The organism is Paenibacillus eucommiae, from assembly GCF_017874215.1.
Classification (GTDB): domain Bacteria; phylum Bacillota; class Bacilli; order Paenibacillales; family NBRC-103111; genus Paenibacillus_AI; species Paenibacillus_AI eucommiae.
In genome coordinates this window covers 107737-131823 of sequence record NZ_JAGGLB010000002.1, presented here as the reverse complement: position 1 = coordinate 131823, position 24087 = coordinate 107737, and the positions used below count along the sequence as shown (strand labels likewise).

At 44.5% G+C, this 24087-nt stretch carries 20 protein-coding genes; 18 read left to right on the top strand and 2 right to left on the bottom strand.

All coding sequences use genetic code 11. The features are described 5' to 3' along the window. Positions 1 to 11 precede the first annotated feature (11 nt). From J2Z66_RS03025 to J2Z66_RS02980, 10 genes are all read left to right on the top strand, one after another. Complete coding sequence (locus J2Z66_RS03025; RefSeq protein WP_209970308.1) at positions 12 to 887, top strand: polyprenyl synthetase family protein; 876 nt, start codon at positions 12 to 14, stop codon at positions 885 to 887. Between the two features lie 156 nt (positions 888 to 1043). Further along, the gene (dxs, locus tag J2Z66_RS03020) at positions 1044 to 2930 is read left to right on the top strand and encodes a 1-deoxy-D-xylulose-5-phosphate synthase (protein ID WP_312894358.1); all 1887 of its coding nucleotides are present in this window, start codon (positions 1044 to 1046) and stop codon (positions 2928 to 2930) included. 17 nt (positions 2931 to 2947) lie between these two features. After that, positions 2948 to 3775 (top strand): TlyA family RNA methyltransferase, encoded by an 828-nt coding sequence (locus tag J2Z66_RS03015; protein ID WP_209969828.1) that lies wholly within the window; start codon positions 2948 to 2950, stop codon positions 3773 to 3775. Between the two features lie 160 nt (positions 3776 to 3935). Beyond that, positions 3936 to 4391, top strand: a complete 456-nt coding sequence (locus J2Z66_RS03010) for a hypothetical protein (protein WP_209969826.1) — start codon at positions 3936 to 3938, stop codon at positions 4389 to 4391. 1 nt (position 4392) lies between these two features. Continuing rightward, on the top strand, positions 4393 to 4842 hold the full coding sequence (ahrC, locus tag J2Z66_RS03005; protein ID WP_209969824.1) for a transcriptional regulator AhrC/ArgR: 450 nt from the start codon (positions 4393 to 4395) through the stop codon (positions 4840 to 4842). Between the two features lie 14 nt (positions 4843 to 4856). Further along, a complete protein-coding gene (recN, locus tag J2Z66_RS03000; protein ID WP_209969822.1) occupies positions 4857 to 6584 on the top strand; it encodes a DNA repair protein RecN in 1728 nt (575 codons plus the stop codon). A 117-nt stretch (positions 6585 to 6701) separates the two neighbouring features. Continuing rightward, positions 6702 to 8030 (top strand): SpoIVB peptidase, encoded by a 1329-nt coding sequence (gene spoIVB / locus J2Z66_RS02995; RefSeq protein WP_209969820.1) that lies wholly within the window; start codon positions 6702 to 6704, stop codon positions 8028 to 8030. Positions 8031 to 8237: 207 nt separating this feature from the next. After that, a complete protein-coding gene (spo0A, locus tag J2Z66_RS02990) occupies positions 8238 to 9029 on the top strand; it encodes a sporulation transcription factor Spo0A (RefSeq protein ID WP_209969819.1) in 792 nt (263 codons plus the stop codon). Between the two features lie 249 nt (positions 9030 to 9278). Next, positions 9279 to 9731, top strand: a complete 453-nt coding sequence (locus tag J2Z66_RS02985; protein ID WP_209969817.1) for a hypothetical protein — start codon at positions 9279 to 9281, stop codon at positions 9729 to 9731. Positions 9732 to 9875: 144 nt separating this feature from the next. Continuing rightward, positions 9876 to 10340 carry a DinB family protein gene (locus J2Z66_RS02980; protein WP_209969816.1) on the top strand — a complete coding sequence of 155 codons (465 nt, stop codon included), beginning with the start codon at positions 9876 to 9878 and terminating at the stop codon, positions 10338 to 10340. Between the two features lie 349 nt (positions 10341 to 10689). Here the strand turns inward: J2Z66_RS02980 and J2Z66_RS02975 are convergent, their stop codons facing one another. After that, complete coding sequence (locus tag J2Z66_RS02975) at positions 10690 to 10830, bottom strand: hypothetical protein (protein WP_209969814.1); 141 nt, start codon at positions 10828 to 10830, stop codon at positions 10690 to 10692. 81 nt (positions 10831 to 10911) lie between these two features. On the opposite strand from J2Z66_RS02975, the gene J2Z66_RS02970 reads away from it, so the two are divergent. The 4 genes from J2Z66_RS02970 to J2Z66_RS02955 all read left to right on the top strand — a co-directional run bounded on the left by J2Z66_RS02970 (position 10912) and on the right by J2Z66_RS02955 (position 17639). Continuing rightward, entirely contained in the window at positions 10912 to 13437 is a 2526-nt protein-coding gene (locus J2Z66_RS02970) for a helix-turn-helix domain-containing protein (protein ID WP_209969813.1), read from the top strand. A gap of 577 nt (positions 13438 to 14014) precedes the next feature. Then, on the top strand, positions 14015 to 15649 hold the full coding sequence (locus tag J2Z66_RS02965; protein ID WP_209969811.1) for a type 2 periplasmic-binding domain-containing protein: 1635 nt from the start codon (positions 14015 to 14017) through the stop codon (positions 15647 to 15649). A gap of 112 nt (positions 15650 to 15761) precedes the next feature. Further along, positions 15762 to 16724 (top strand): ABC transporter permease, encoded by a 963-nt coding sequence (locus J2Z66_RS02960; protein WP_209969809.1) that lies wholly within the window; start codon positions 15762 to 15764, stop codon positions 16722 to 16724. 24 nt (positions 16725 to 16748) lie between these two features. Next, positions 16749 to 17639 (top strand): carbohydrate ABC transporter permease, encoded by an 891-nt coding sequence (locus tag J2Z66_RS02955; RefSeq protein ID WP_209969807.1) that lies wholly within the window; start codon positions 16749 to 16751, stop codon positions 17637 to 17639. A 59-nt stretch (positions 17640 to 17698) separates the two neighbouring features. Here the strand turns inward: J2Z66_RS02955 and J2Z66_RS02950 are convergent, their stop codons facing one another. Further along, entirely contained in the window at positions 17699 to 18994 is a 1296-nt protein-coding gene (locus J2Z66_RS02950) for a stalk domain-containing protein (protein WP_209969805.1), read from the bottom strand. Between the two features lie 183 nt (positions 18995 to 19177). On the opposite strand from J2Z66_RS02950, the gene J2Z66_RS02945 reads away from it, so the two are divergent. From J2Z66_RS02945 to J2Z66_RS02930, 4 genes are all read left to right on the top strand, one after another. After that, positions 19178 to 19879 carry a response regulator transcription factor gene (locus tag J2Z66_RS02945; protein ID WP_209969803.1) on the top strand — a complete coding sequence of 234 codons (702 nt, stop codon included), beginning with the start codon at positions 19178 to 19180 and terminating at the stop codon, positions 19877 to 19879. Further along, positions 19876 to 20862, top strand: coding sequence for a sensor histidine kinase (locus J2Z66_RS02940; RefSeq protein ID WP_209969801.1), 987 nt, complete (start codon positions 19876 to 19878; stop codon positions 20860 to 20862). Before J2Z66_RS02945 ends, J2Z66_RS02940 begins: the two co-directional genes overlap by 4 nt. A 529-nt stretch (positions 20863 to 21391) precedes the next feature. Further along, positions 21392 to 22162: an ABC transporter ATP-binding protein gene (locus J2Z66_RS02935; RefSeq protein ID WP_209969800.1), complete on the top strand. Its 771-nt coding sequence runs from the start codon at positions 21392 to 21394 to the stop codon at positions 22160 to 22162. After that, entirely contained in the window at positions 22137 to 24074 is a 1938-nt protein-coding gene (locus tag J2Z66_RS02930; protein ID WP_209969798.1) for an FtsX-like permease family protein, read from the top strand. Before J2Z66_RS02935 ends, J2Z66_RS02930 begins: the two co-directional genes overlap by 26 nt. The last annotated feature ends 13 nt before the right edge of the window (positions 24075 to 24087 follow it).

Here is a 24087-nt window from a genome sequence, read left to right as displayed (position 1 = left end):
TTGAATCCTATATGGCTGCGGAGACAGCCAAGGTTGAGGCCGCACTGGCCAGAATACTTCCCGCAGGCTGGGATGTGCCAGAGGAGCTTCGTGCGGCTATGGGCTATTCGCTCATGGCCGGAGGCAAACGACTGCGCCCTCTTCTGGTGCTGGCGGCCGCAGAGGCTTTGAGAGGCTCCAAGGAAGCTGCTTTGCCCGTGGCTTGTGCCATCGAGATGGTTCACACGTATTCACTGATCCATGACGACTTGCCCGCAATGGATAATGACGATTACCGCAGAGGCAAGCTGACGAACCACAAGGTATATGGAGAAGCGTTAGCTATATTGGCTGGTGATGCGCTGCTTACCCATGCTTTTCATGCAGCTGCGCAAGCTTATCGTATCCATGGGGTACCAGCAGAGCAGGTTTTAAACATCATGGATGATTTAGCTGTGTATGCGGGGGCCTGCGGCATGGTGGGTGGACAGGCAGCAGATATGCTTGGCGAGCAGGGTTTAACCAGGCTTGAGGATTTGCAGTACATCCATACTCACAAAACAAGTGATCTAATCGTGTTTTCACTTCTTGCAGGCGGCCGCATCGCCGGTGCCAACGAGAAGCAGCTTCAAGCGCTAGAAAGCTTCGGCTATGCGATTGGTCTTGCTTTTCAAATACAGGATGATATTCTCGATGTTACAGGGGACGAGCAGAAGCTCGGTAAGCCCACGAATAGCGACGAAAAGCAGCAGAAGGTGACTTATCCTTTCTTCATCGGCCTCGAGGCTTCAGAGGCGAGGGTCAGGGAGCTTACTTTGGAAGGCAAGCAGGTGCTGCTTGCTGCAGATTTTCCGCGTCCGGAGCGGCTTTTGCAGCTTGCTGACTTTTTAATGCGCAGAGATCATTAATATTTAAAGCAGCAGCATTACGCTGCTCCTTATTTTTGTGCTATAATGAGTGGAATTGCAAGTATAATTTGCCTATAGAACCCATAAGCTTTGGGGTTTCACATATTTCAATATTTCTGATTTAAGACTTCCATTATGGAAAGTGAGGAAACAAGCGTGCTGCTCGAACAAATCAAACAGCCAGAGGATTTGAAGCGTCTTTCGATGGCGGAGCTGGAGTTATTGGCTGAGGAAATCCGCCAGTTTCTGATTGAAAAGCTATCCGTCACAGGAGGGCACCTCGCCCCAAATCTTGGAGTGGTTGAGCTTACCATTGCCTTGCACACTCTGTTTAACAGCCCTGAAGATAAATTTATTTTTGATGTGGGCCATCAGGCATATGTTCACAAAATACTGACTGGACGCATGGATAAATTCGATACGCTCCGCAAATACAAGGGGCTGTGCGGCTTCGTCAAACGTTCGGAAAGTGTGCATGACGTTTGGGAAGCAGGGCACAGCAGTACCTCACTGTCAGCTGCAATGGGAATGTCGATTGCCCGCGACCTTAAAGGTGAGAACTATAAAGTAGTAGCCATTATCGGGGACGGAGCTATGACCGGCGGGATGGCATTGGAAGCTATGAATCATATAGGCCATGAAAAGAAAAATTTGATGGTGATTCTAAATGACAATGAGATGTCCATAGCCCCTAATGTCGGGGCTATTCATAATTACTTAAGCAAGATACGCTCAGACCGGCATTATTTGAAAGCGAAGGAAGAAGTCGAAACTTTGCTGAAAAAAATACCGGCAATCGGCGAAACCTTGGCCAAAACAGCTGAGAAGCTGAAGGACAGCCTGAAGTATCTCGTCGTTTCCGGGGTTTGGTTTGAAGAGCTGGGCTTTACTTATATGGGCCCTGTTGACGGCCATAATCTGCCGCTGCTGATGGATACACTCAAACAGGCAGAGAAGGTAAACGGACCTGTGCTCGTGCATGTTGTGACAATTAAGGGCAAAGGATACACGCCTGCAGAGAAGGATTCACATACTTGGCACGGTGTTGGTCATTATAAGATTGAGTCCGGCCAAGTGTTGAAGGCAGTCGGACCGCCGATGTATACGGAAGTATTCGGCAATACTTTGATTGAGCTGGCCGAACAGGATCCAAGGATTGTTGCTGTCACACCGGCAATGCCAAGCGGTTCCGGACTTCTGAAATTCGCGAGCCATTTCCCGAACCGGATGATTGACGTAGGCATAGCTGAACAGCATGGGGCTACTATGTGTGCAGGAATGGCTTCGGAAGGCATGAAGCCGATCTTTGCCGTGTACTCCACATTTCTGCAAAGAGCTTATGATCAGGTCGTTCACGACATTTGCCGTCCGAATCTGAATGTTACCTTTGCCATAGACCGGGCAGGATTTGTTGGACCGGATGGCGAGACCCATCAAGGCGTTTATGATATTGCCTTTCTGAGGACCTTGCCCAACATGGTATTGATGATGCCTAAGGATGAGAAAGAGCTTCGCGATATGATGAAGACAGCCAATGACTATGATGACGGTCCTATTGCTTACCGTTATCCAAGAATCAACGGTACTGGCGTTAAGATTGATGAAGCGCCTAAGTCCATTGCCATTGGGACATGGGAAGTTATCAAAGAAGGAGACCGCGCGGCCGTGCTTGCAGTTGGTCCCATGGTGCAGGTTGCTGAAGAAGCAGCTGAGCAGCTGAGCAAAGAGGGCATACAGCTTCGGGTTGTGAATGCGCGTTTCATTAAACCGCTGGATGAAGCGTATCTGCTGCAGCTCGCTAATGAGCAAATTCCGTTGATTACCATGGAAGAAGGGTCCATTCAAGGCGGGTTTGGCAGTGCTGTGCTAGAGTTTTTTGCGGAGCGAGGCATTTCTGCATTAACGATCAGAAATCTTGGCATTGCGGATTATTTTGTGGAGCATGGCTCGGTGAAGGAACAGCGTCAAGAGGTTGGACTCACTGCACAGCATTTGGTTGCAGAGGTGCTGGCTTTAACGCCCCGCAAACGTCAACGAGCATAGAGATAGGAGACGTATGCATGTCATCAGATAAGGAAAGACTGGATATATTGCTTGTAGAACAAGGTTATTTTGAAAGCAGGGAGAAAGCCAAGGCCGCCATTATGGCAGGCCTTGTTTTTGCGAATGAAGAGACCGTTGATAAAGCGGGAACGAAGATCAGCAGAGCCTCAATCCTCAAGGTGAAGGGGGCTGTGCATCCTTATGTCAGCCGTGGAGGCTTGAAGCTGGAAAAGGCGCTCAAGCTATTCGAGATCGACTTGCAAGAAGCTGTTATGCTGGACATTGGCTCGTCAACAGGAGGATTTACGGACTGCGCACTTCAGCATGGGGCTGCTTATGTTTATGCTGTTGATGTGGGTTACAACCAGCTGGATTGGTCTCTTCGGAATGATGACAGAGTCAATGTGATGGAACGCACCAATTTTCGCTTTACGAAATGTGAGGATTTGACAGGTCCAACGCCTGATTTTGCCACGATAGACGTGTCTTTTATTTCTTTGCGAATTATTTTGCCGCCGCTTAAAGCTATTTTTGGGGAGCAGGGCAGCATTGTTGCTTTAATTAAACCGCAATTTGAAGCTGGCCGGGAAAAGGTGGGCAAAACGGGTGTAATCAGAGATCCTGCGATCCATCAAGAAGTGCTCACGACAGTACTTACCTTTGCTGAAGAAATTGGATTGTATTTAAGAGGCCTGACGTATTCTCCTATCACGGGTGGGGAAGGAAACATCGAGTTTTTGGCTTATTGGGGCTGCACACCATCAGAATCAGGCGGTATAACCGAAAGTCAGAGTGAAATCATTGCCAGAACTGTACAGGAAGCACAGCGGCTTCATTCCAAATAGGGCAAGCCCAAGTATGGTATTTGTAGTGTCATGCCCACATAGAGCGTCATAAAGCTCGCCTTACATACCGCCCTAATCCGGTAAATAAGGTGAGTTTTTCTCCATATAAAAAGAGGATTTTCCCATCAAATTCGCGAATACTATGGCGAGGTGATTGGTGATGGAAAAAGGCGATGTGACAGTTATTCTGTTGATTCTGATCGTCTTTGTGGGCTTCATTACGCTGCGGTTCCGGCATTGGCTGGCAACGCCCCCTAAGAAACGCTTGTCGATTTATAGTGGCAGCGAAGTCCCCGACGATGATGATACCGTTAGGCTACTGGAAGGCGCAGGCTTTGATGTTCTGTCCGGCAAAACGAAAGTTCCCATCACCATGATGCTAAATGACTCCGAGGAATTTCAAACAAGGTTGTATATTGATTATTTTGCCCAAAAGAACGAGGAACTATTTCTTGTGAAAGTAGCCAGGGAACGCAAGCCGCTTGAAATGACGGGCAGCTCCATTCGTGACCATTTGCTTTCCTACAGCCTTCTTTATCCGGAGGCAGCAGGGGTGCTTTATGTAGACATGGAGATGCTTAAAATAAAAAAAATCACGTTTCATATAGAGGTGTAGCATGAAAGGACAACGGCATATAAAGATCAGGGAAATTATTACGAGTCATGAAATCGAAACTCAGGATGAGCTCGTGGAATCACTGAGGCTCGGAGGGTTTCATGTAACTCAGGCAACAGTTTCCCGTGATATCAAGGAGCTTCATTTAATTAAAGTTCCTCTGGACGATGGCCGATACAAATACTCCATGCCGGCAGATCAACGGTTTAATCCGCTGCAGAAGCTGCGGAGAGCGCTTAGCGACCATTTCGTTAGCATTGATCATGCTGATAATTTGGTAGTGCTGAAATGTCTGCCAGGAACTGCAAATACGATCTGCGCATTGCTCGATAATTTGGAGTGGAGCGAGATTATGGGAACGATCGGCGGCGATGATACGATTTTGGTCATTTGTCGTTCCAAAGAACAAAGCGGCTCTTTTGTGAGCCAAATGATGACTTTATTATCCTAATTTAGGAGGAGCTAATGCTTACAGAGCTATCTATACGCAATTTGGCTGTTATCGAGCAGGTTCATATTCAGTTTAAGTCGGGCTTTCATGTTCTTACAGGGGAAACCGGCGCTGGTAAATCTATCATTATTGATGCTTTAAGCTTGCTTATTGGAGGCCGGGGCTCTTCGGAGCTTATACGTTATGGCTGTGAAAAGGCAGAGATTGAAGGGATGTTTGAGCTAAAAGCGGACCATCCTGTATGGGCGGCCTTGCATGCACTTGGTATTGATTCAGCGCATGATGAGCATTTGCTAATTCGCAGAGAAATCACATCTAATGGCAAAAGCTCGAGCCGAATTAACGGACAGCTTGTTAACTTAAGTATGCTGCGATCTGCCGGAGATTGGCTTGTTAATATTCACGGTCAGCATGAGCATCAGTCACTCCTGAAGGTGGAAGCCCATATTCGCTGGCTTGACTTGTTTGGAGAAGCTGATGTGATTAGTATTAAGAAAACATACCAGGCCTCTTACGATACGTATACAAAGCTGCAGAAGGAGCTTCGTGAGCTTAAGGAAACAAGTAAGCAAGCCCTGCAGATGCTGGATCTTTACCGTTTTCAAATTGAGGAAATCTCTTCTGCAAAATTAGTAGCAGGGGAAGATGAAGCCATATTCGAAGAAAAACGAAAGCTAAGCAATGCTGAGAAGCTATATCAAAACTCGTCTGAAGCCTATGATATGCTGTACAGTGCCAATCAAGGTCTGGATGCTGCGGGGAAGGCGATTCAGCGTCTGCAGGATATCGTGAACCTGGACCCGGTAGGACTTCAGACTTTGCTGGAGCAAATGCAATCCGGCTTTTATCAGCTTGAGGATGCGGCTTATCAACTGCGTGATTACAAGGATGAAGTTGAATTTAATCCGCAAAGATTGGATGAAATCGAGCATCGATTGGATATGCTCTCTTCGCTGCGCCGCAAATATGGGGAAAGCATTCCAGAAATACTGCATTATTTGGAAATAATTACGAAAGAAATGGACATAATTGAGAACAAGGATGAAAATATTCAAAAGCTTGAGGATGCATTAAAGAAGGAAGAGGCGAAGCTGATTGATGCCGCAGTAAAGCTTTCTGCTGGCCGCGAGCGAATTGCCAAACGATTAGCCTCTGATATTGAAGTCGAGCTTCGCGATCTGCAAATGGAACGAACTCAATTCGTTGTTCATCTTGGACGAGCCAAGGACGATAAAGGAATTGAAGTTGATGGAGCTAAAGTCCGTTTCGGAAGAGAGGGCATTGACCAGGTCGAGTTTCTAATGGCACCTAATCCCGGTGAGCCTTTACGCGGCTTAAGCAAAATTGCCTCAGGAGGGGAGCTATCGCGTATCATGCTGGCGATGAAAGCGATTTTTGCCAGAATCGACCTAATCCCTGTACTTATTTTTGATGAAGTGGATACGGGTGTGAGCGGCAGAGCGGCCCAAGCCATCGCAGAGAAAATGTCAGTGCTTTCACGCAGCTGCCAGGTTTGTTCGATCACTCATCTTCCTCAGGTTGCTTGTATGGCCGATGCCCATTTTGCGATTCACAAGGAAGTCGATCATGAACGGACTTATACAAAAGTGTATGATCTCCAAGGTGAGGCAAGAATTCAAGAGCTTGCCAGAATGCTTGGTGGAGTTGAGGTTACGGAAACGACGCTGGGTCATGCGCGGGAAATGATTGCTTTGGCAAATGAAAAGAAGACAAGGATATGAAAGCATGATAAGGCAGCATTTTCTGTTATAAAACAGGGGGAGTGAGGTTACCTTAAGGGTACGCATTTGACGATGCTTTTCGTCAGGGCTTAGGAAGTAGAAGGAGCGTGAAAAAAGTTGAAGTCCTGCAAAAGAAAAAGATTGTTTGGATTACTGCTCGTCTTCTTCATCTGTTTGGGAAGCTTCTCTTCACCTTTCCAGAGTTTTGCCTCATTCCCCGAAGAATTACGGCTCTTTAGCGGCCAAGGAAGGCAGCTTCAATTATCGATGCCCGTTAGTGCCCAGGTAACTGTAAAAGATCCTAATATCGTGAAGGTTAACGGCTCTGCGAAGCACTCATTCCAGGTAAGTTTGAAAGAACCGATCTCGTTAGAATCCATGCATTCCGGAGAAACCGAGATGAAGCTGAAGCTTTTCGGTGCGATTCCCATTAAAACCGTTAAGGTTCAGGTCATTCCCGATTTGAAAGTGATACCTGGCGGGCAAACGATTGGTGTAAAAATCAAGTCGGCAGGTATTATGGTTGTTGGTCATCATCTTGTAACGGTTGCTGAAACGCAAAAAACCTCCCCTGGTGAGGAAGCGAAAATCCAACTTGGTGATTTAATCACCCGGATTAATGGCAAGGAAATCAGAGATGTCAGCAAAGTTACAGATTTGGTTACTAAAGCAGGAACGAATAAAACGCCTTTGGATCTGACAATCCGAAGAAATAATGAAGAATTTCAAATTAAACTGCAGCCTGTATATGACATTGTAGATAAGTCGTACCGTCTCGGCTTGTACATTCGAGATTCTGCCGCAGGTGTAGGGACATTGACTTTCTACGCACCCAATCAAGGAGTTTACGGGGCACTTGGACATGTGATTACAGATATGGACACGCAGACCCCAATTACCGTTGGTGATGGAGAGATCGTGCATTCAAATGTCACCTCGATATCGAAAAGCCATAACGGCGAACCCGGTGAGAAAAGAGCGCAGTTTTACAAAGACAGTAAAGTTATTGGAAATATAGAGAGAAACACGCCATTTGGCATTTTTGGGAAAATGCATACAGCGCCGGAGCACAGTCTGGATAAAGAAGCGATTCCTGTTGCATTTTCCGAGGAAGTGAAGCAAGGGCCAGCTCAAATCTACACGGTGATCGAAGGGCAAAAGGTTGAAAAATTCGATATTCAGGTTGTACATGTATCTCGTCAGGATTTTCCGGCAACAAAAGGGATGGTAATCAAAATAACGGATCCCAGACTGTTGGAAAAAACAGGTGGTATTGTACAAGGAATGAGCGGAAGCCCAATTGTACAAAACGGCAAAATTATCGGAGCTGTCACTCATGTTTTCGTCAATGATCCAACCAGCGGATATGGATGTTTCATTGAATGGATGCTGCAGGATTCCGGAATATTGCTCAGACAAAATGCAGAAGGATCAAAGGCTAGCTAACCTTTGATTCTTTTTTTTGGTCGTATATGCTAAGAAATTGTCGAATGAGGTCGCAAAAAAGGTTAATTTATAATTATAAATTAAAAATTACAAAAAGGAAAGAAAAATAATTTTCGACAGAAGGATTTTAAAGGGTGATGTCGAATATTTAGTTTTAGATAAAAAGTAACTACCAAACTTGTAATGTAATCAAAGGAGGATTCAAAGTTGCAAAAAATTCAAGTTTTACTGGCAGATGATAATCGTGAGTTTACCCATTTATTATCGGAATATATCGGTGAACAAGCGGATATGGAAGTAATAGGCGTGGCTTACAACGGCAATGAAGTGCTTCGCTTTATGGAGGAGCAGGAAGAGGCCCCGGACGTATTAATCCTAGATATTATTATGCCTCATTTAGACGGTCTGGGCGTGCTTGAAAGGCTCAGAGAAATGAATCTGACTCCACAAACCAAAATCATAATGCTGACCGCCTTCGGTCAAGAAAATATTACCCAAAAAGCTGTTCAATTGGGTGCATCCTACTACATACTCAAGCCTTTCGACATGGAAGTGCTTACAAATCGCATTCGCCAGCTCGTGAACAATCAGGTTTCCGTAACGGTAGGAGCATCGAAAGCCAATATCGTACAGATGCCAAAAAGTAAAAATTTGGACGCCAACATAACGAGCATCATACATGAAATCGGAGTTCCTGCGCATATTAAAGGATATCAATATCTTCGCGAAGCAATTACAATGGTATACAACAACATTGAGATCCTTGGTGCAATCACAAAAACTTTATACCCGGCTATTGCCGATAAATACAAAACCACACCAAGCCGTGTCGAGCGCGCTATCCGGCACGCCATTGAAGTCGCCTGGACTCGCGGCAACATCGACAGCATCAGCTTTATTTTCGGCTATACGATCAACATCAGCAAGTCGAAACCGACGAATTCGGAGTTTATCGCGATGGTCGCAGACAAGCTTAGGATTGAGCATAAGGTTTCTTGAACGTAGGTATAGAGCGGTACCGAGCCGTGTAGAAGAAACTGATAATGTAGCAATAATCGAAGTTTTAAAAATGCAAACTCATATTCGCAGCGCCATTTCCTCGGAGAGATTTTTCGTGAATGGCGCTTTTTGGCTTAATTTTTTAATTTGTAATTAACGACTTTTAAGAATAAGTGTAAATTTTAGCGAATAGAGCATAATACCTCTAAAGGTCCCTAAAGATCAAACTTTTCTGAGGTGTACAACTATATGAATAATATGGATCAGCATTTGGAGTCGGGAAATACGCAGGAAAAGATGATGAGGAGAGTGTTAAATAACCCTCTAAAAAATCTGGACTCTTTCGTGGAATTTGCCCAGTCTCCGACAATAGTGGGACGCCTTCAGCAGGATGCCTCCTACATTAATTTTCAAAATCTGGCTGCCGCGATTAATGATTTTGACAATAGCTTGGCTGAGAACTATGAAACTCTAATTCTTATTAACGGGATGATGGTTACACTTGAGCGTGTGACTTGGCTGGCGCCCTCGTTCGTGCGGGTTGGTGGTAACATGGACGGTAAACATATTGAACTCATACAAAATGTAAGTAATTTCAGCCTTGTACTGATTGCTAATCTGAAGACGGTGGATGAACCGCCAAGGCAGCCCATCGGATTCTACTCGGAAAGTACTGATATGATCGAACCGACTCTTCAATAACATCAACAACAAACAATAAAACCGCTATGATTGGATTTTGAAATCATCCAATACATAGCGGTTTTTTGTTATAGAAAAGGCATAAAAATATGGTTGTACAAATTTTGATTCAGTGGTAAATTATGTAACATGGAGTTGATCGTTGTGCTGCAACTTTTTCAATATAATTGGCAAGTAAGGAATGAATGGTTCGATTGGTGCAATTCGTTATCTGTTGAACATCTGCTGCAGAACCGTAAGGGCGGGGTTGGCAGCTTTCTTCAAACTTTATTCCATATCGTAGATGTAGAAAGCAGCTATATTCGTGAGATGAAGGGAGAGCCTGATTTGGCTCCTAATTACCATGACTATATGAGCTTGGAGCAAGTTCGCAAGCTATCCGATCTTTACCACGAAGAGGTAGCAGAATTTATAGGAAACTGGTCTTCAGAGATGGATCAAGAAATCGTAACTATTTCATGGTTAAACGATAGCAAGCTTTCTTGTGGAGAAATTCTGCGGCATATCTTGACCCACGAAATTCATCACATTGGACAATTATCCATATGGGCCAAAGAGTTGGATAAACCGGTTGTATCTGCCAGCTATATAGGAAGAGGCTTGCATTGAAATTCTTGTGAAACTTATATATGCGCTATCCAGGGAACAGATCTTTAACAGCGACTGGAGCCCATAGCCATTCCTTCCGTTATGCACCAACGCCATGAACACACACATCAAAGGACGCCGCAAGATGGGCCAGATTTGGACGATGAGTCGGGCTTTAGGCAGGTTGAAAGAGCAATCTCGTAGCAGATGTAGCAAATGTAGCAGCCCGCCTCCCCCGAATGGAGCGTGTGCTTGACTTAACGATGTTTTTCATCGATAAAGGAAGGATTTCCAGTCAATCAGTCACGTTAACGATGATTTTCATCGTTAAAAGAGGACGGCTACCCTTCTTGGGTGTATAAAAGGTACTTTAACGATGTTTTTCATCGTTAAAGTACCTATGTGGACATGCCCCCGTGCCTTTAGCGATGAAAAACATCGCTAAAGTGCAGTTCATCTCGCGCTCTTCATCCCCAGCGCCTGCAGCCGCTAAGAAATCTTCTCTAATCAAGAGAAAAACCCCTGATTGCAGTCCGTTTGAGCTTGGTGTTCGTGTGATTCGTGCGATTGTAGCTAAAGAGGGGGAGTGGCTGTGGGAGGAAGAGCGGAAGCGTCCGCCTTTAAAGATTTGTTCCAACCTCCTCATCCATTCCATTCCAGGGAACAAATCTTTAACAGCGGCTGGAGCCCACAGCCATTCCCTCCGCAACGCTTCCACGTCACGAGTACGCTCATCAAAGGACGCCCAAGAAGGGCGTCTTTTTGGTTGTCTTTTAGCGCAAGCTGCATTATGATGAGTATTATTATTTTGTTTGCGAAAGGGATCGGTATGAGAACATGGATGGGACTCGGTAAAAACTTATCGTTCAAAAGAAAGCTGCTCGTCTATTCTGTTTTGCTGAGTCTCGTGCCAGTATTTATTATGGGAACGGTTTCTTCGTACATGACGACTTCTAGCATTCTTGATGAGGTGGAGCAAAACCATCGGATCATTCTGAAGCAGCTGGCCGCTCAGGTAGATTCCTTTATGAGTGGGCTGGACAGATCTTCGCTGCAGCTCGCCAACGATAAATTTGTATTAAATTCGCTGGCAACTAACGTTTCCATGGAAAACCTGGAGTCAACTTTAAATATGATGGATGTGGTTCATAAATCGATCAGTGATTCGGATGTGAATTTTCAGGTCAGCTTGTACTATACTTCTATCAATGAATTGTATTCGTCGAGTTATGGTATTATCCGTGAATTATCTTATCCTTACAACGAGATCGTCCAGCTGCTCAAGAGCCGGTTCAATGGCTCCATCGTCATCCCACCGAATACTTACGAAAATGTGCCTGAATTAATACTCACCCGGGCCATTCCCTTAAATTCAAAGAACCCGCAAGGATATTTGATGCTGCATCTTGATATTCACAATTTAACACGTTTTATCAATCAATTGGATTTAGGCGGCAACCGCAAAGTACTTATTATTGATAATGAAAAAAATGTAGTGACGAGCAAGGATTACAGGGACATGGGTACGCAGCTGACATCAAGCTCTGAGCTGTATCCGTTCTGGGAGGATCCGAATAAACGTGGTTTTATTTCACTTGAAAACGAAAAGTTCAATGTTTCCACGATTAAATCGACCTTCAACAATTGGACTTACATTGCGATGACACCTGCCAAAGAGCTGACGCAGAAGTCTGATAAAATTCGTTATATCATGTGGTCCATTATGCTCTGTTTATGTCTTGTCTGGCTGATGATTGCCATTATTGGCACAAGAAGGCTTTATTTTCCGATTCAAGGCCTGATTGGCAAGTTCTCACCTGAGGGCAGGGATGAACGGGACGGATTGCAGGTTATCGAAACGTATATGGGACGCATGCGGGAAACGAATGAGCATCTGCAGTCGCAGTTGAAGGAGCATAAACCTTATTTGAAGGAGAGTATCCTGCAGCAGCTTTTGAGTGGGGAAATCTCGAATAGAGATATTCGTAAATTTACCGAGGAATATGGACTGCCGCTGAGTGGCAACTGGTTCTACGTGTGTGTAGTTGATATTGATCATTACGAAACTTTTCAGAAAATGTATAAAGAAAAGGATCGATCCTTGATGATGTATGCGCTGCGCAATATGATTGAGGAGCTAAGCGAGCCGCTTACTTCTTATGTTTCGGTAACTCCAAAGCCGGGGCAAGTGGTCTTGATCGTTGGTCTTGAAGAAGCGGCGGAAGCCTCGGTACAAGTGATTGTACAAATCAGCCATGACATCAGAGAGAATGTGCGAAAATATTTTGAATTCACGGTTTCGGTTGTCATTAGCAATGCCCGTGAGGAATATGCGAGTATATACGAGTCTTATCAGGAAACGTTGGGATTTCTGGAATACCGATGGGTGATTGGACCGAATCAGAATATTAGGGCAGACAAAGTAGAGCCTTCCTTAAAGCAATCGAGCAGAGAAATGGTCAATTGGAAAACGGCTGTAGTTAGCAGTATCGTGCAGGGGAATTTCGAAAAGGCAGGTGAGCAACTGTCGGAAATGATCGGGGCTATCCCGCGTTCACTGCAAAACTCAGAAACGATTCTTGGCTTGTTCGCTAACCTGATAGGAGAGATTGACAATTATTTAAACGAATTAGGCTATGAATTAAATGATATGTTCGAGTACGACGTGCTGGCCTATTTATATCAAGCTTCCTCACTGGATGAAGTTCGCCAATGGATGACCGATACGGTCCTCGCCAAGGTTCAGAATCATTTACACCATCATAACCTGTCCAAGCAAAAGAAGATTATCCCGCAAGTGCTGCTTTACATCCAGGAGCATTATGAGACCGATCTGTCCCTCCAGATGCTCGCAGACCATTTTGACGTTTCGCCAAGCATGCTTAGCCGAATGTTTAAAGAAGAAACGAACGGCAATTATATGGATTATATTATCCAGTTCCGGATGGACAAGGCGAAGGAGTGGCTCATTCATACAGAGCTATCGATTAAAGAAATTACGGATCGTTTGCGCTACACCTCCGTACAAAATTTCACACGGATTTTCAAGCAGATTACCGGGTTTCCTCCAGGCAACTTCCGTAAAATGCACCGTGATAAATATGATGGGAAAGCTTGATTTTTTCCTTCTCACAAACATGTGGTTAGCTAACCGCTTAAGTCGAAACTCACGGCTTAGGCGGTTTTTTTTTCAAGCCAAGAGAAAAACCCATGCTGGCTGTCCGTTTGAGCTTGGTGTTAGTGCGATTGTAGTTGAGGGAGGGAAGGGCTGTGGGTGGAAGAGCGATAGCGTCCGCCTTTAAAGATTTGTTCCTCCCCCTATATCCATTCCATTCAAGGGAACAAATCTTTAACAGCGGCTGGAGCCCACAGCCCTTCCCTCCCGTAACGCACCAAAGTCACGAACATCCACTTCAAAGGACACAGCAATGCGTCTTTCGCAGCCAATTCAAGAAATGATAAAAGCCTGGAAAGACTATGTGTGTGTATAATAGGTTCAAATACTAAGCATGGTTCTTTTTTTGATTAGATTAATCTTTGTTTGAATGGCTCCGAATGATTAGCGGAAATGCTGCAGCAGAGCAAAAGTTAAAAAAAGACAATTGTGCTGTAGAGAGTCATATGTGAACATGAAAGCACCAGACAGCCAGACTTCACATCCAAGGGTGACAAAATGAAACATGGAGGGGAAAAAGTTGAAAGGATTAAAAAAAGGATTAAAAAATGGATTTAAAACCGGAATGCTTATCTTTCTTGCTTTAACATTTTTACTAGCCGCCTGTTCATCCAATAAGGAATCGGGCAGTACGCCGCAACCAAGTGACAGTACAACAAAACCGGAACAAACCGGAGAGGGGAAAGGAGACACCCCTAAGGGAGAGAAAATCAAATTAAATTGGTTAGTCCCTTCCCAGCCGAATACGAACCTGCCAGATCCGAATAAAGACTTTGTCAAGAAAATGATCGAAGAGAAATTCAATGTTGAACTGAAGCTGGACTATATGATTGCAGGTCAGGATTTCATCAATAAAACGAATTTGCTGCTCGCTTCGACGCCTCCGGATATGTGGCGGGATGGAACCCCTGACGGGGGGAATCAGTACGCATTGGATGGGCTGTTGGCAGATTTGACACCATTCGTTACACCTGAGACGATGCCAAATTATTATAAGTATTGGACCACTGAGAAGGAGCTTAAAGCCTACCAGGTGCAAAATAAATTTTTCCGGGCACCGGTTCCTTTCGACCGCAATATTTATCGAACCTACTATATCCGTAAGGATTGGCTGGATAACCTGAAGCTCGAAGTTCCGACAAGCTACGATGAGTATGTGGATGTGCTGCGGAAATTCCGCAACGATGATCCAGATGGCAATAAGAAAAAAGATACGTACGGATTCACAACGGCAGGTGGCGGCGCAACGATAGGCCTCGATTGGCCGGAGTACATTCATCAGGGGCTGACATTTCCGAGAAAAATCGAAAATAACCAATATGTGGATATGCAGACGGACGCCAGAGTCGAGCAGGTGATCGATGATATTACCAAGCGGATCGCCGAGGACTTGATTGATCCGGACTGGTTCCTGAACAAAGCGCCGCAGCATATCGAGAAAGCGATTCAAGGTAAGGCAGGGGTCATTCTGGGAAGTACGGCAAATTTTGCCCTGGACAGTAATCCACAAGGGATTGAAGTTCGTACCAAGCAGCTGTATCCGAATGCCAACTGGGTTCCGATGAATATATTCCCGGATTCTCCGATGGCTGTGAAGCCAAGTCCTGCAGGTCCGTTCTTGTTCGCCAAGCAGGTTGCTGAGAAGGATCCCGAGAAGGTTAAGCGCTCCATTGAAATTCTGGATTGGCTGGCAAGTGAAGAAGGCTATCTCCTGACTCATTATGGGGTTGAAGGACAGCATTACACAAGAGAAGGCAGCACAATCAAGCTAAATGTGGATGCCTTTACAACGGATGTGATCAAGCAGGGTGACTTTTTGCAAATTTGGCAGTTCTTTACCCCTTTTGAAGCGCCGCAGATCTTTAACCTAAGCGTATTGGATCCGAGACAGACGGATAGAGACCGTGATATTTTACAATTTTTCTTAAAGACTAAGCTGAATGAAAACGAAGGCGTTTCCTTTATACCACCTCAAGGGTTTGATTTGGCTGGCTTCCGTAAGCGTCAAAGCGAGCTACAGGTCAAAGCTATCCTTGAAGATAAGTCGGGTAAAAACTGGCCGCAATACCGTGAGGAATTAATGACGAAGTATAAAGGAAATGACTTGTTCGGAGCTTATACTGAAATACTGCGTGCTGCAGGTGCAATCAAGTAAGCGTAATTCGAGACATTGTAGATTGGAGCTAAGGAACAAGCAATCAACCGGGGAAAAGGGGCGGCAATGCCCCTTCATCTGGGGGGTTGATTGAAATAAGGAGTGAAGGACCATGCAGCAGGCAGCACCAAGTGAAATAGCAGGCGTTACAGCCCAGCGGACTACGAAATACCGGGCAACGCTTCGCAGTATGTACCGCAGCCGCTGGTTTTATCTGATGATGATACCCGGCCTCTTGTACTATCTCATCTTTAACTATTTACCAATGGGCGGCTTACTGATTGCCTTTCAGGATTACAACCTGCTTAAAGGGATTTGGGGAAGTACCTGGGTCGGATTTGATAACTTCCGTACTATTTTCAGCTCTCCAGATTTTATGATCATTATGAAAAATACTTTAATTATTAGTGTTTACCGCGTAGTTTTCGGCATGCTGACGGATGTCGGCTTGGCGCTGATCCTGAACGAAATTCGTGTTCAATGGTTTAAACGCACCGTACAGACCATCACTTACGGTCCTTACTTCCTGTCATGGGTTATTGTGTATGGGTTAACCTTTTCATTTCTGGCCCCTGAGGCGGGCTTAATTAGTACCTGGTACCAGAATATGGGCTGGGGAACATTGGATTTATTGACACAGAAGGAATTTTTCCGACCGCTCCTGATTGTAACCGATATCTGGAAAAGCACGGGCTACGGCGCGATCATATATTTGGCTGCACTTGCCACGATCAATCAAGAACTGTATGAAGCGGCGGTCGTGGACGGCGCAGGCCGCTGGAGACAGCTTATGCATATTACGCTGCCTGGAATTCGCGATGTGTTCATTTTGCTGCTTATTTTGCGGATTGGCCATATTTTGGACGCTGGCTTTGATCAAGTGTATATTTTCCTGAATGCTCGTGTCTATGAAACCGGAGATATTATCGACACATGGGTTTTCCGACGAGGACTTGAGAATCTTGATTTCAGTGTGGCTGCAGCGACCGGCTTTTTCAAATCAATCATAGGACTTGTTCTCGTACTCGGCGCAAACAAAATAGCGAAAAAAATAAACGGAGCAGGCATCTGGTAGCTTGAGAGAAGGAGGGAGCCCGAGATGTCCATTGTACTGCACAAAACAAAAACCGATAAGGTTGTAGACGCTTGTCTGTATACGATATTAGCCGTGTTTTCACTGGCGACACTTTTTCCGCTTTATTATGTGTTTATTATGTCTGTGACGCCTTTTGTCGAGGTGCTGCGAAATGGGGGATTCATCATATTCCCCAGTGAAATAACGTTTGGGGCCTATAAGGAAATATTTGCTGGCCGGCGCATTCCAGATGCTTTGCGAATTACGGCTACCATTACGGTGCTGGGGACTTTTCTCAATTTATTAGTGACCATGCTGCTAGCTTATCCGTTAACCAAAAATTTCATTCCAGGCCGGAACTTTATTTTATTTGCTATCGTTTTTACGATGTTATTTAATGGGGGACTCATCCCTACCTACTTAGTCGTACGTTCCATAGGATTGTACAATACGATCTGGGCAATGATTATCCCAGGTATGGTTTCAACCTTTAATTTGCTGATCATGAAAACATATTTTCAGAATCTCCCTGGCGAACTGGAAGAGGCGGCCAAGATGGACGGCTGTGGGGATATATCTACCTTATTCAGAATTATTCTCCCATTGTCGATGCCGATTATAGCTACACTAGGATTATTCTACGGAGTGACGCATTGGAACGAATATTTCAAGGGTATTATGTATGTGACCGATTCATCACTTGCTCCGATCCAGGTTGTGCTACGTAATATGATTCAATCACCGAACGTAAGCCAGGAACTGATGACAACCAATACGTTGGAGCTGGCTCAATTACCTCCGGAAACGGTGAAGATGGCCACGGTCGTTGTTGCTATTTTACCGATACTAGTGGTCTATCCATTCTTGCAAAAATATTTTATGAAAGGCATGCTGATTGGCGCTATTAAGGGTTAATAACGAGGTATCCTCTCTCACACTAAAGTGGGAGAGAGGAGCTTTATACAGTAATCGGCTCAGTCCGTTTCAATGATGATCCATCTTTTTTTGGCATTCCATTGGATATCATAACCGAACGCCTCTGTAACGAATCGAAGTGGAATCATAGTGTGCTCTTTGAACAGCACCGATGCCGTTTCCATTTCTACTTTACGATTATTGATCTGGGCTATTTTTGAACCAAGCGGGATAACAATTTTGTTTTCTCCTGATGTGGCTGTAACCGTTCTAGTTGCGTTGTCCCAATGAACGGCAGCGCCAAACATTTCGAACAGCTCTCTCAGAGGCATCATGGTGACACCGTTGAACAAATCCAATCTCGGCTGAGTACCTAATGATTGTACTTGCCCATTCAGAAAAACCTTCGGTGACGCATAATGTGGATAGTTGTACACATCCGCGCCTTCCCTCTTCTTAAGCTCCTCTAAAAACGATAAGGATTGTTCCGTTAAAGGGTTATCTTTCCAATATAAATAATTAAATGAAGGCATGTTACGTAAAACACTTAGATCAGATATATCTGTATTATTGATTTGAATGGCATTTAAATCTAGTTCTTTTAAAGGGGAAATATCTGTTACTTGGTTGTAGCCAATGTTAATAGATTTCAATGAACGAATGGAGGCAAGAGGCGATACATCCGTAACTAAATTATTATGCAATTCTAATCCATAGAGCTTGTGCAGATCTACTAAGTCTCCTAGCTTTTCAATATAATTGTCGTTTACATTCAAAAATTCCAGATTGGTTAAAGCATGCAGCGGACTAATATCTGAAATGTTGTTTTCATTCAAAGCAAGGCGTGTTAAGGAGGTCAATCCCGCTAATGGCGTAAGATCCTTAATCATATTTCTTTCCAGATTGAGATTTGTAAGATTCGTTAAGCCTTTTAATGGGCTGATATCTATAATATTATTATCAGGCAATGAGATCATTTTTAATTTTTTTAAGCCAGACAAGGGGGATATATCGCTAATATAGCTGTTTGGCAGATGAATATCTTCTAGATTTGTTGCAAATTCCAGTCCCTTAATACTAGTAATTTTATAACCAGCTGATAATGTAGTAAGCTTTAATAAATCATCTTGGGTTATCTTTTCATTTACTTTCCCCAATATCGTTTGAATTTTAGATTCTAAAATACGATCGCCAAAAGTAACTATAGCGCTCTTTTCCTTTGTGACAGCAGTAATTTCAGTAGAATCGGAGAGGGCTGGAGCTGCAGCGTGAATAGCTGGGCTGATGGAAACAGTAGCACTCATAAGGAAAACAGATAAAAAACTACTGGATAAAATACGCATGGGCTTCTTCAATTTTCTTCACTCCTTCTGCACCTAAAACGTTATTCATGTTGGATTTGTTGCATGCTTTCATTATATACGAGCAATTATACTACAAAATAAGTTGTTTAGGCGGAGAAGCGCCGACAAAGCGGAGAAAGCGTGTTGCTTCGCTTTTTTCATCATGTTATTCTGTTTTGAAAGAGGTGAGTGAATATGTACAAAATACTTATCGTAGAGGATGACGCCAAAATCTCAAATTTGCTGCTTTCTTATATTTCAAAGTATGGCTTTGAAGCTAAGGAAGTTACTGATTTCAATCTTGTACTGGAAGCCTTCCAGGAGTTTGAGGCCGATTTGGTATTGCTCGATATCAACCTGCCCAAATATGATGGCTTTTACTGGTGCAGGCAAATTCGTACACATTCGATTTGTCCTATTTTGTTCATCTCTGCCCGCGATAGTGAAATGGATCAGGTGATGGCATTGGAAAATGGGGCTGACGATTATATAACAAAGCCATTTCATTATGAAGTAGTTATGGCGAAAATCCGTAGTCATTTACGAAGAGCTTATGGCTCTTATTCGATATCGCAAGAAGAGAAGAAGCTCGAATCAGGTGAATTGATACTGTACCCAGAGCGCTACTTTGTGAGCTATGCAGGTCATACTGCTGAGCTGTCCATGAAAGAAAGCCTTTTGCTGGAAGCCCTTCTGCTTAAGAATGGACGAGTTGTCAGCCGGGAGCGGCTGCTCGATTTAATGTGGGAGGATCATCATTTTATCGATGATAATACTTTGAATGTGTATATTACACGCTTGCGCAAAAAGCTGAAAGAGCTGGGAGCCGGGGATTTCGTGGAGACGGTAAGGGGCGCGGGTTACAGGCTGAATACGAGTCTGGTGGACTCGGTATGAGACTTTTTTGGAAAGAGCACATACCGCTGCTGCTGTTTTATTCGCTTCAAATGGCACTGGTACCATTGCTATATTGGCTTTCGGGGGAAGGCAGACCGTTCCATATTGTCTTATACGGGGTTATTTTAAGCTCAGTAGTACTGGCCATATACTTGGGCTACCGTTACTTTAACTATCGTGCGTTGTACCAAAGATTAGATGAGCCCCGCGCAGAAATAGATGAATTGCTGCAATCTATAGGGGAGGCGCCTTTGGCGGAGGCGGTGGGCGAGCTGCTGCGCAATTATGACCGGCATTATCAGGAAAAGCTGCACCATCATATGAGCCGGACGGAGCAGCATATTGTTTTCATTAACCGTTGGGTGCATCAGATGAAAACTCCGATTTCTGTCATACAGCTTATGCTTCAGGAGCTTGAGGATCAGGCAGCGGATAGCATTCAGGAAGAGCTGGACCGCTTAAGAAAAGGATTGGAGATGGTTATTTATACGGCCCGGCTGGACCGGTTTGAGCAAGATTTTACGGTTGAACCTACTCCGCTGCGTCATGCGGTGAATCAAGTGGTCGCGGCCAATCGAAAGCTGTTTATCCGCAAAGGAATTTCCCCTGATCTGCAAGTGAATGAAAGTCTGTCCGTATACACGGATCCGAAATGGCTGCGGTTTATGCTGGATCAAATTGTGATCAATGCCTTGAACTATTCCACTGGAGAAGGCAAAACAATTCGTATATCCGCTTATACATTGGGCCAAAAAACGATTTTGGAAATACGTGATCAAGGCATTGGCATTGTGAAGGAAGATTTGAACCGGGTGTTCAATCCGTATTATACAGGTGATCGAGGCCGGCAGTATCACGAATCCACAGGAATGGGGCTGTATTTGGTAAAGGAAATCTGCACCCGCCTTGATCATGAGGTGAGTTTGCAGTCGGAGCCTGGAGAAGGGACAATCGTGAAATTCATTTTCCAGCAAAATAGCTAGCTCATCCGACGCCGTAAGGCGTTTTTTTGCACAAGTAAGAAAGTTTACCACTTAACGATGAAAAACATCGTTAAAGCAGCAGTTCCTTCTCAGCTGCGCGCTTTCTTCAGTCCCAGCGGGCTTGACCCGCGGGCCAAGCCCCTCCAATCCAGAGCAAAACCCTTGCTGGCTGTCCGTTTAAGCTAGGTGTTCGTGCGATTCGTACGTTTGTAGCTTCGAAGAGGTAAGGGGTGTGGGCGGATGAGCGGAAGCGTCCGCCTTTAAAGATTTGTTCCTCCCCCCGCATCCATTTCATTCAAGGGAACAAATCTTTAACAGCGGCTGGAGCCCACACCCCTTACCTCCGTAACGCTCCCACGTCACGAACACGCACATCAAAGGACGCCACAAGGCGTTGTTCTCATTAATAGGCGAACATAATCTTATGGTAAATGTAAGCATTAGTTAAGATAAATCGATAGCACCAGCGAAGCCAAACCGGTACATTAATAGCAAGACGAGTTTATAGCAGTTGGAGAGGATTGAGTATATGGACATTTTACAAGTGAAGGCATTAAATAAAGTTTATCCCGGAAAGGTAGCGACCCATGCGCTTACTGACATTCATTTGACGATTCAAAAAGGGGAGTTCGTGGGAATTATGGGGCCATCCGGCAGCGGTAAAACAACGCTTCTAAATATGGTATCAACGATAGATGAACCGAGTTCAGGAGAGGTCAGCATTAATGGCAGCAATCCATATCGGATGAAGAAGAACGAGCTGGCATTATTTCGCCGCAGACAACTCGGCTTCGTATTTCAAGATTTTAATCTGCTCGATACTTTGACCGTTGCAGAAAATATCGTACTCCCTCTGACGCTGGATAGGAAAAGTCTGAGCGAAATGGAGATGAAGCTAAAACAGGTCGCTGAACGATTGAATATTAAAGATATTCTTAACAAACGTACTTATGAAATTTCTGGCGGCCAGCGCCAGCGGACAGCAATTGCCAGAGCGATTATTACATCGCCCTCACTTCTGCTTGCTGACGAACCTACAGGTTCACTTGACTCCAACGCATCTAAAGTAGTTATGGAGTCGCTGGAGAGCATTAATGAGAAGGAAGGAACAACCTTGATGCTGGTCACTCATGATCCTTTAGCGGCCAGCTATTGTCATCGCATCGTCTTTATCAAGGATGGGAAGCTGGCAGCTGAAATCCATCGTGGAGACAGCAGGCAGACTTTTTTTCAAAAAATAATCGACACTTTGTCATTCTGGGGAGGGAATATGAATGAATTTTCCTCAGTTCGCGTTTAACAACGTTAAGCGCAATGGGCGTGCCTATATCGCCTATTTATTAAGCAGCTCTTTTATGGTCATGATCTTTTTCACCTATGCAGTATTTATTTACCATCCTGAAATCAAACGCAATCCTATGGGGCCAATGACGCAGGCCGGGATGCAGGTTGCAGCTTATGTGGTGTATATCTTTGCGATTTTTTTCGTCTTGTATTCGATCAGCGTCTTTTTGAAATCCCGCAACAAGGAGTTTGGGATCCTAATGATCCTGGGTGCCAAGGCCGGGCAAATTAATCGCTTGATCTTTCTGGAAAACATGCTGATTGGTGCTATTTCTATTGTGACTGGCATAGCAAGCGGGTTATTGTTATCAAAGCTTTTCCTGCTGCTCAGCACGAAAATCATAAGCATGGACAATCTTCCTTTTTATTGGCCGATCAAGGCTATCATGCTGACTTCCGCCTGCTTCATCGCTTTATTTCTGTTTATATCATTATTTACCTTATTATTTATTCGTAAAAACCGCATTTTGGAGCTCTTAAAGGGAAACAGCAAGCCGAAAAAAGAGCCAAAAGCCTCTATACTGCTATCCTTATTTGGAGCAGCGCTGCTTTCAGTCGGTTTTGTTACCCTTCGACTCGGAGAACTGTCGCCAATGGTGATCTTTGTCGCGGCGGGCTCAGGGATCGCTGGAACCTATTTCTTCTATTCACAGCTGTCGGTATTGCTCATCCGCCTGCTGCAGCGAAATCGTAAACGAACTTGGCGCGGAACCAATTTGCTGTGGATTTCCGAGATGAGCTACAAGATTAAAGACAATGCAAGAATGCTGTTCCTGGTCACGGTTGTAACCTCAGTCGCCTGTATGAGCGCCGGGTTCGTGCTGGCGATTGATCAAACGAGCAAACAGGCATTTTTGAAAAATCCTTTTGCTTTGAACTACACCGTGTATAATGATCAATTTCTGCCAGCGGAGCTGGATCATATTGAGAGCGAAATCAAAGCTGCTGGAGTTGACTATAAGCGTTTTAAAGCAGAAATATCTTATAGCCGCGTAGAGAATAGCATTCCTGGCAATGCCGATATCCGGTACATCTCTGTCTTCTCAATGAGCACTTTTAATGAACTGTCAGAGGCTCTGGACACGCGTCCTGTGCAGGAGCTGGCCAAAGATTCAGCAGTAGTGCTTTATACAGGGAAGGAAATTGCGACTGGTTCTGAGATTAAGCTTGAACATGCTCCGGGAGCAGTCATTGTAACAGATAAGCGAAAAGTTGAAACCCTTGCATCTCTAAGCTATAAGGAAGCATTGCTCGTCGTAAACGATACCGTATTCGAGCAAATGAAGGAAAGCTTAATCAGCAATGAAACAAGGCCCAGTATCCATTATCTTTATACGGTGCCAGCATGGGATCACTTGCCTGCGAAGGATGAAGCCCAATCTTTAATCGGGAGCAGCTTATATGAGTGGAATCGGAACCAATTAAATGATCATCAATCTGAAAACTACTTGAGAATTCGTGCAGACGATTATTGGAATACGAAGCAAGCAACCTCTTTATTCAGTTTTATCGGTATTTTTGTCGCTTTGATATTTTCCATTTCTACGGCCAGCTTTCTGTATTTCAAACTCCATACTGAACTTGCTGCTGACAGCAGGATGTATCATGCGCTTTCCAAGATCGGACTAAGCACCCGTGAGATGAGCGCCTCAGCCACCAAGCAAATTGCCTTTCTATTTTTTGTGCCGATTGTTATTTCTACGGTTCAAACGCTTGTTGTGCTAAGCCCTATTTTGTCATATATGAAAGTTTCCTATGTGAATCAGTCGACCTTTATCGTTGCTCTAGCTTTTCTGGCAGCCCAAACGATTTACTTTATCATCGCCAGATTGCGTTACGTAAACACGCTTAAGAAGATGATGGTCTGATTAGGTCCTTTTG

What these genes read in the sequence shown, in the direction of transcription:
- J2Z66_RS02930 (WP_209969798.1), top strand. Translation starts at nt 22,137, where the DNA reads ATGAATTTTCCTCAGTTCGCGTTTAACAACGTTAAGCGCAATGGGCGT.
- J2Z66_RS02935 (WP_209969800.1), top strand. Translation starts at nt 21,392, where the DNA reads ATGGACATTTTACAAGTGAAGGCATTAAATAAAGTTTATCCCGGAAAG.
- J2Z66_RS02945 (WP_209969803.1), top strand. Translation starts at nt 19,178, where the DNA reads ATGTACAAAATACTTATCGTAGAGGATGACGCCAAAATCTCAAATTTG.
- recN (WP_209969822.1), top strand. Translation starts at nt 4,857, where the DNA reads ATGCTTACAGAGCTATCTATACGCAATTTGGCTGTTATCGAGCAGGTT.
- J2Z66_RS03010 (WP_209969826.1), top strand. Translation starts at nt 3,936, where the DNA reads ATGGAAAAAGGCGATGTGACAGTTATTCTGTTGATTCTGATCGTCTTT.
- J2Z66_RS02955 (WP_209969807.1), top strand. Translation starts at nt 16,749, where the DNA reads ATGTCCATTGTACTGCACAAAACAAAAACCGATAAGGTTGTAGACGCT.
- J2Z66_RS03015 (WP_209969828.1), top strand. Translation starts at nt 2,948, where the DNA reads ATGTCATCAGATAAGGAAAGACTGGATATATTGCTTGTAGAACAAGGT.
- J2Z66_RS02940 (WP_209969801.1), top strand. Translation starts at nt 19,876, where the DNA reads ATGAGACTTTTTTGGAAAGAGCACATACCGCTGCTGCTGTTTTATTCG.
- J2Z66_RS03025 (WP_209970308.1), top strand. Translation starts at nt 12, where the DNA reads ATGGCTGCGGAGACAGCCAAGGTTGAGGCCGCACTGGCCAGAATACTT.
- J2Z66_RS02960 (WP_209969809.1), top strand. Translation starts at nt 15,762, where the DNA reads ATGCAGCAGGCAGCACCAAGTGAAATAGCAGGCGTTACAGCCCAGCGG.
- J2Z66_RS02985 (WP_209969817.1), top strand. Translation starts at nt 9,279, where the DNA reads ATGAATAATATGGATCAGCATTTGGAGTCGGGAAATACGCAGGAAAAG.
- ahrC (WP_209969824.1), top strand. Translation starts at nt 4,393, where the DNA reads ATGAAAGGACAACGGCATATAAAGATCAGGGAAATTATTACGAGTCAT.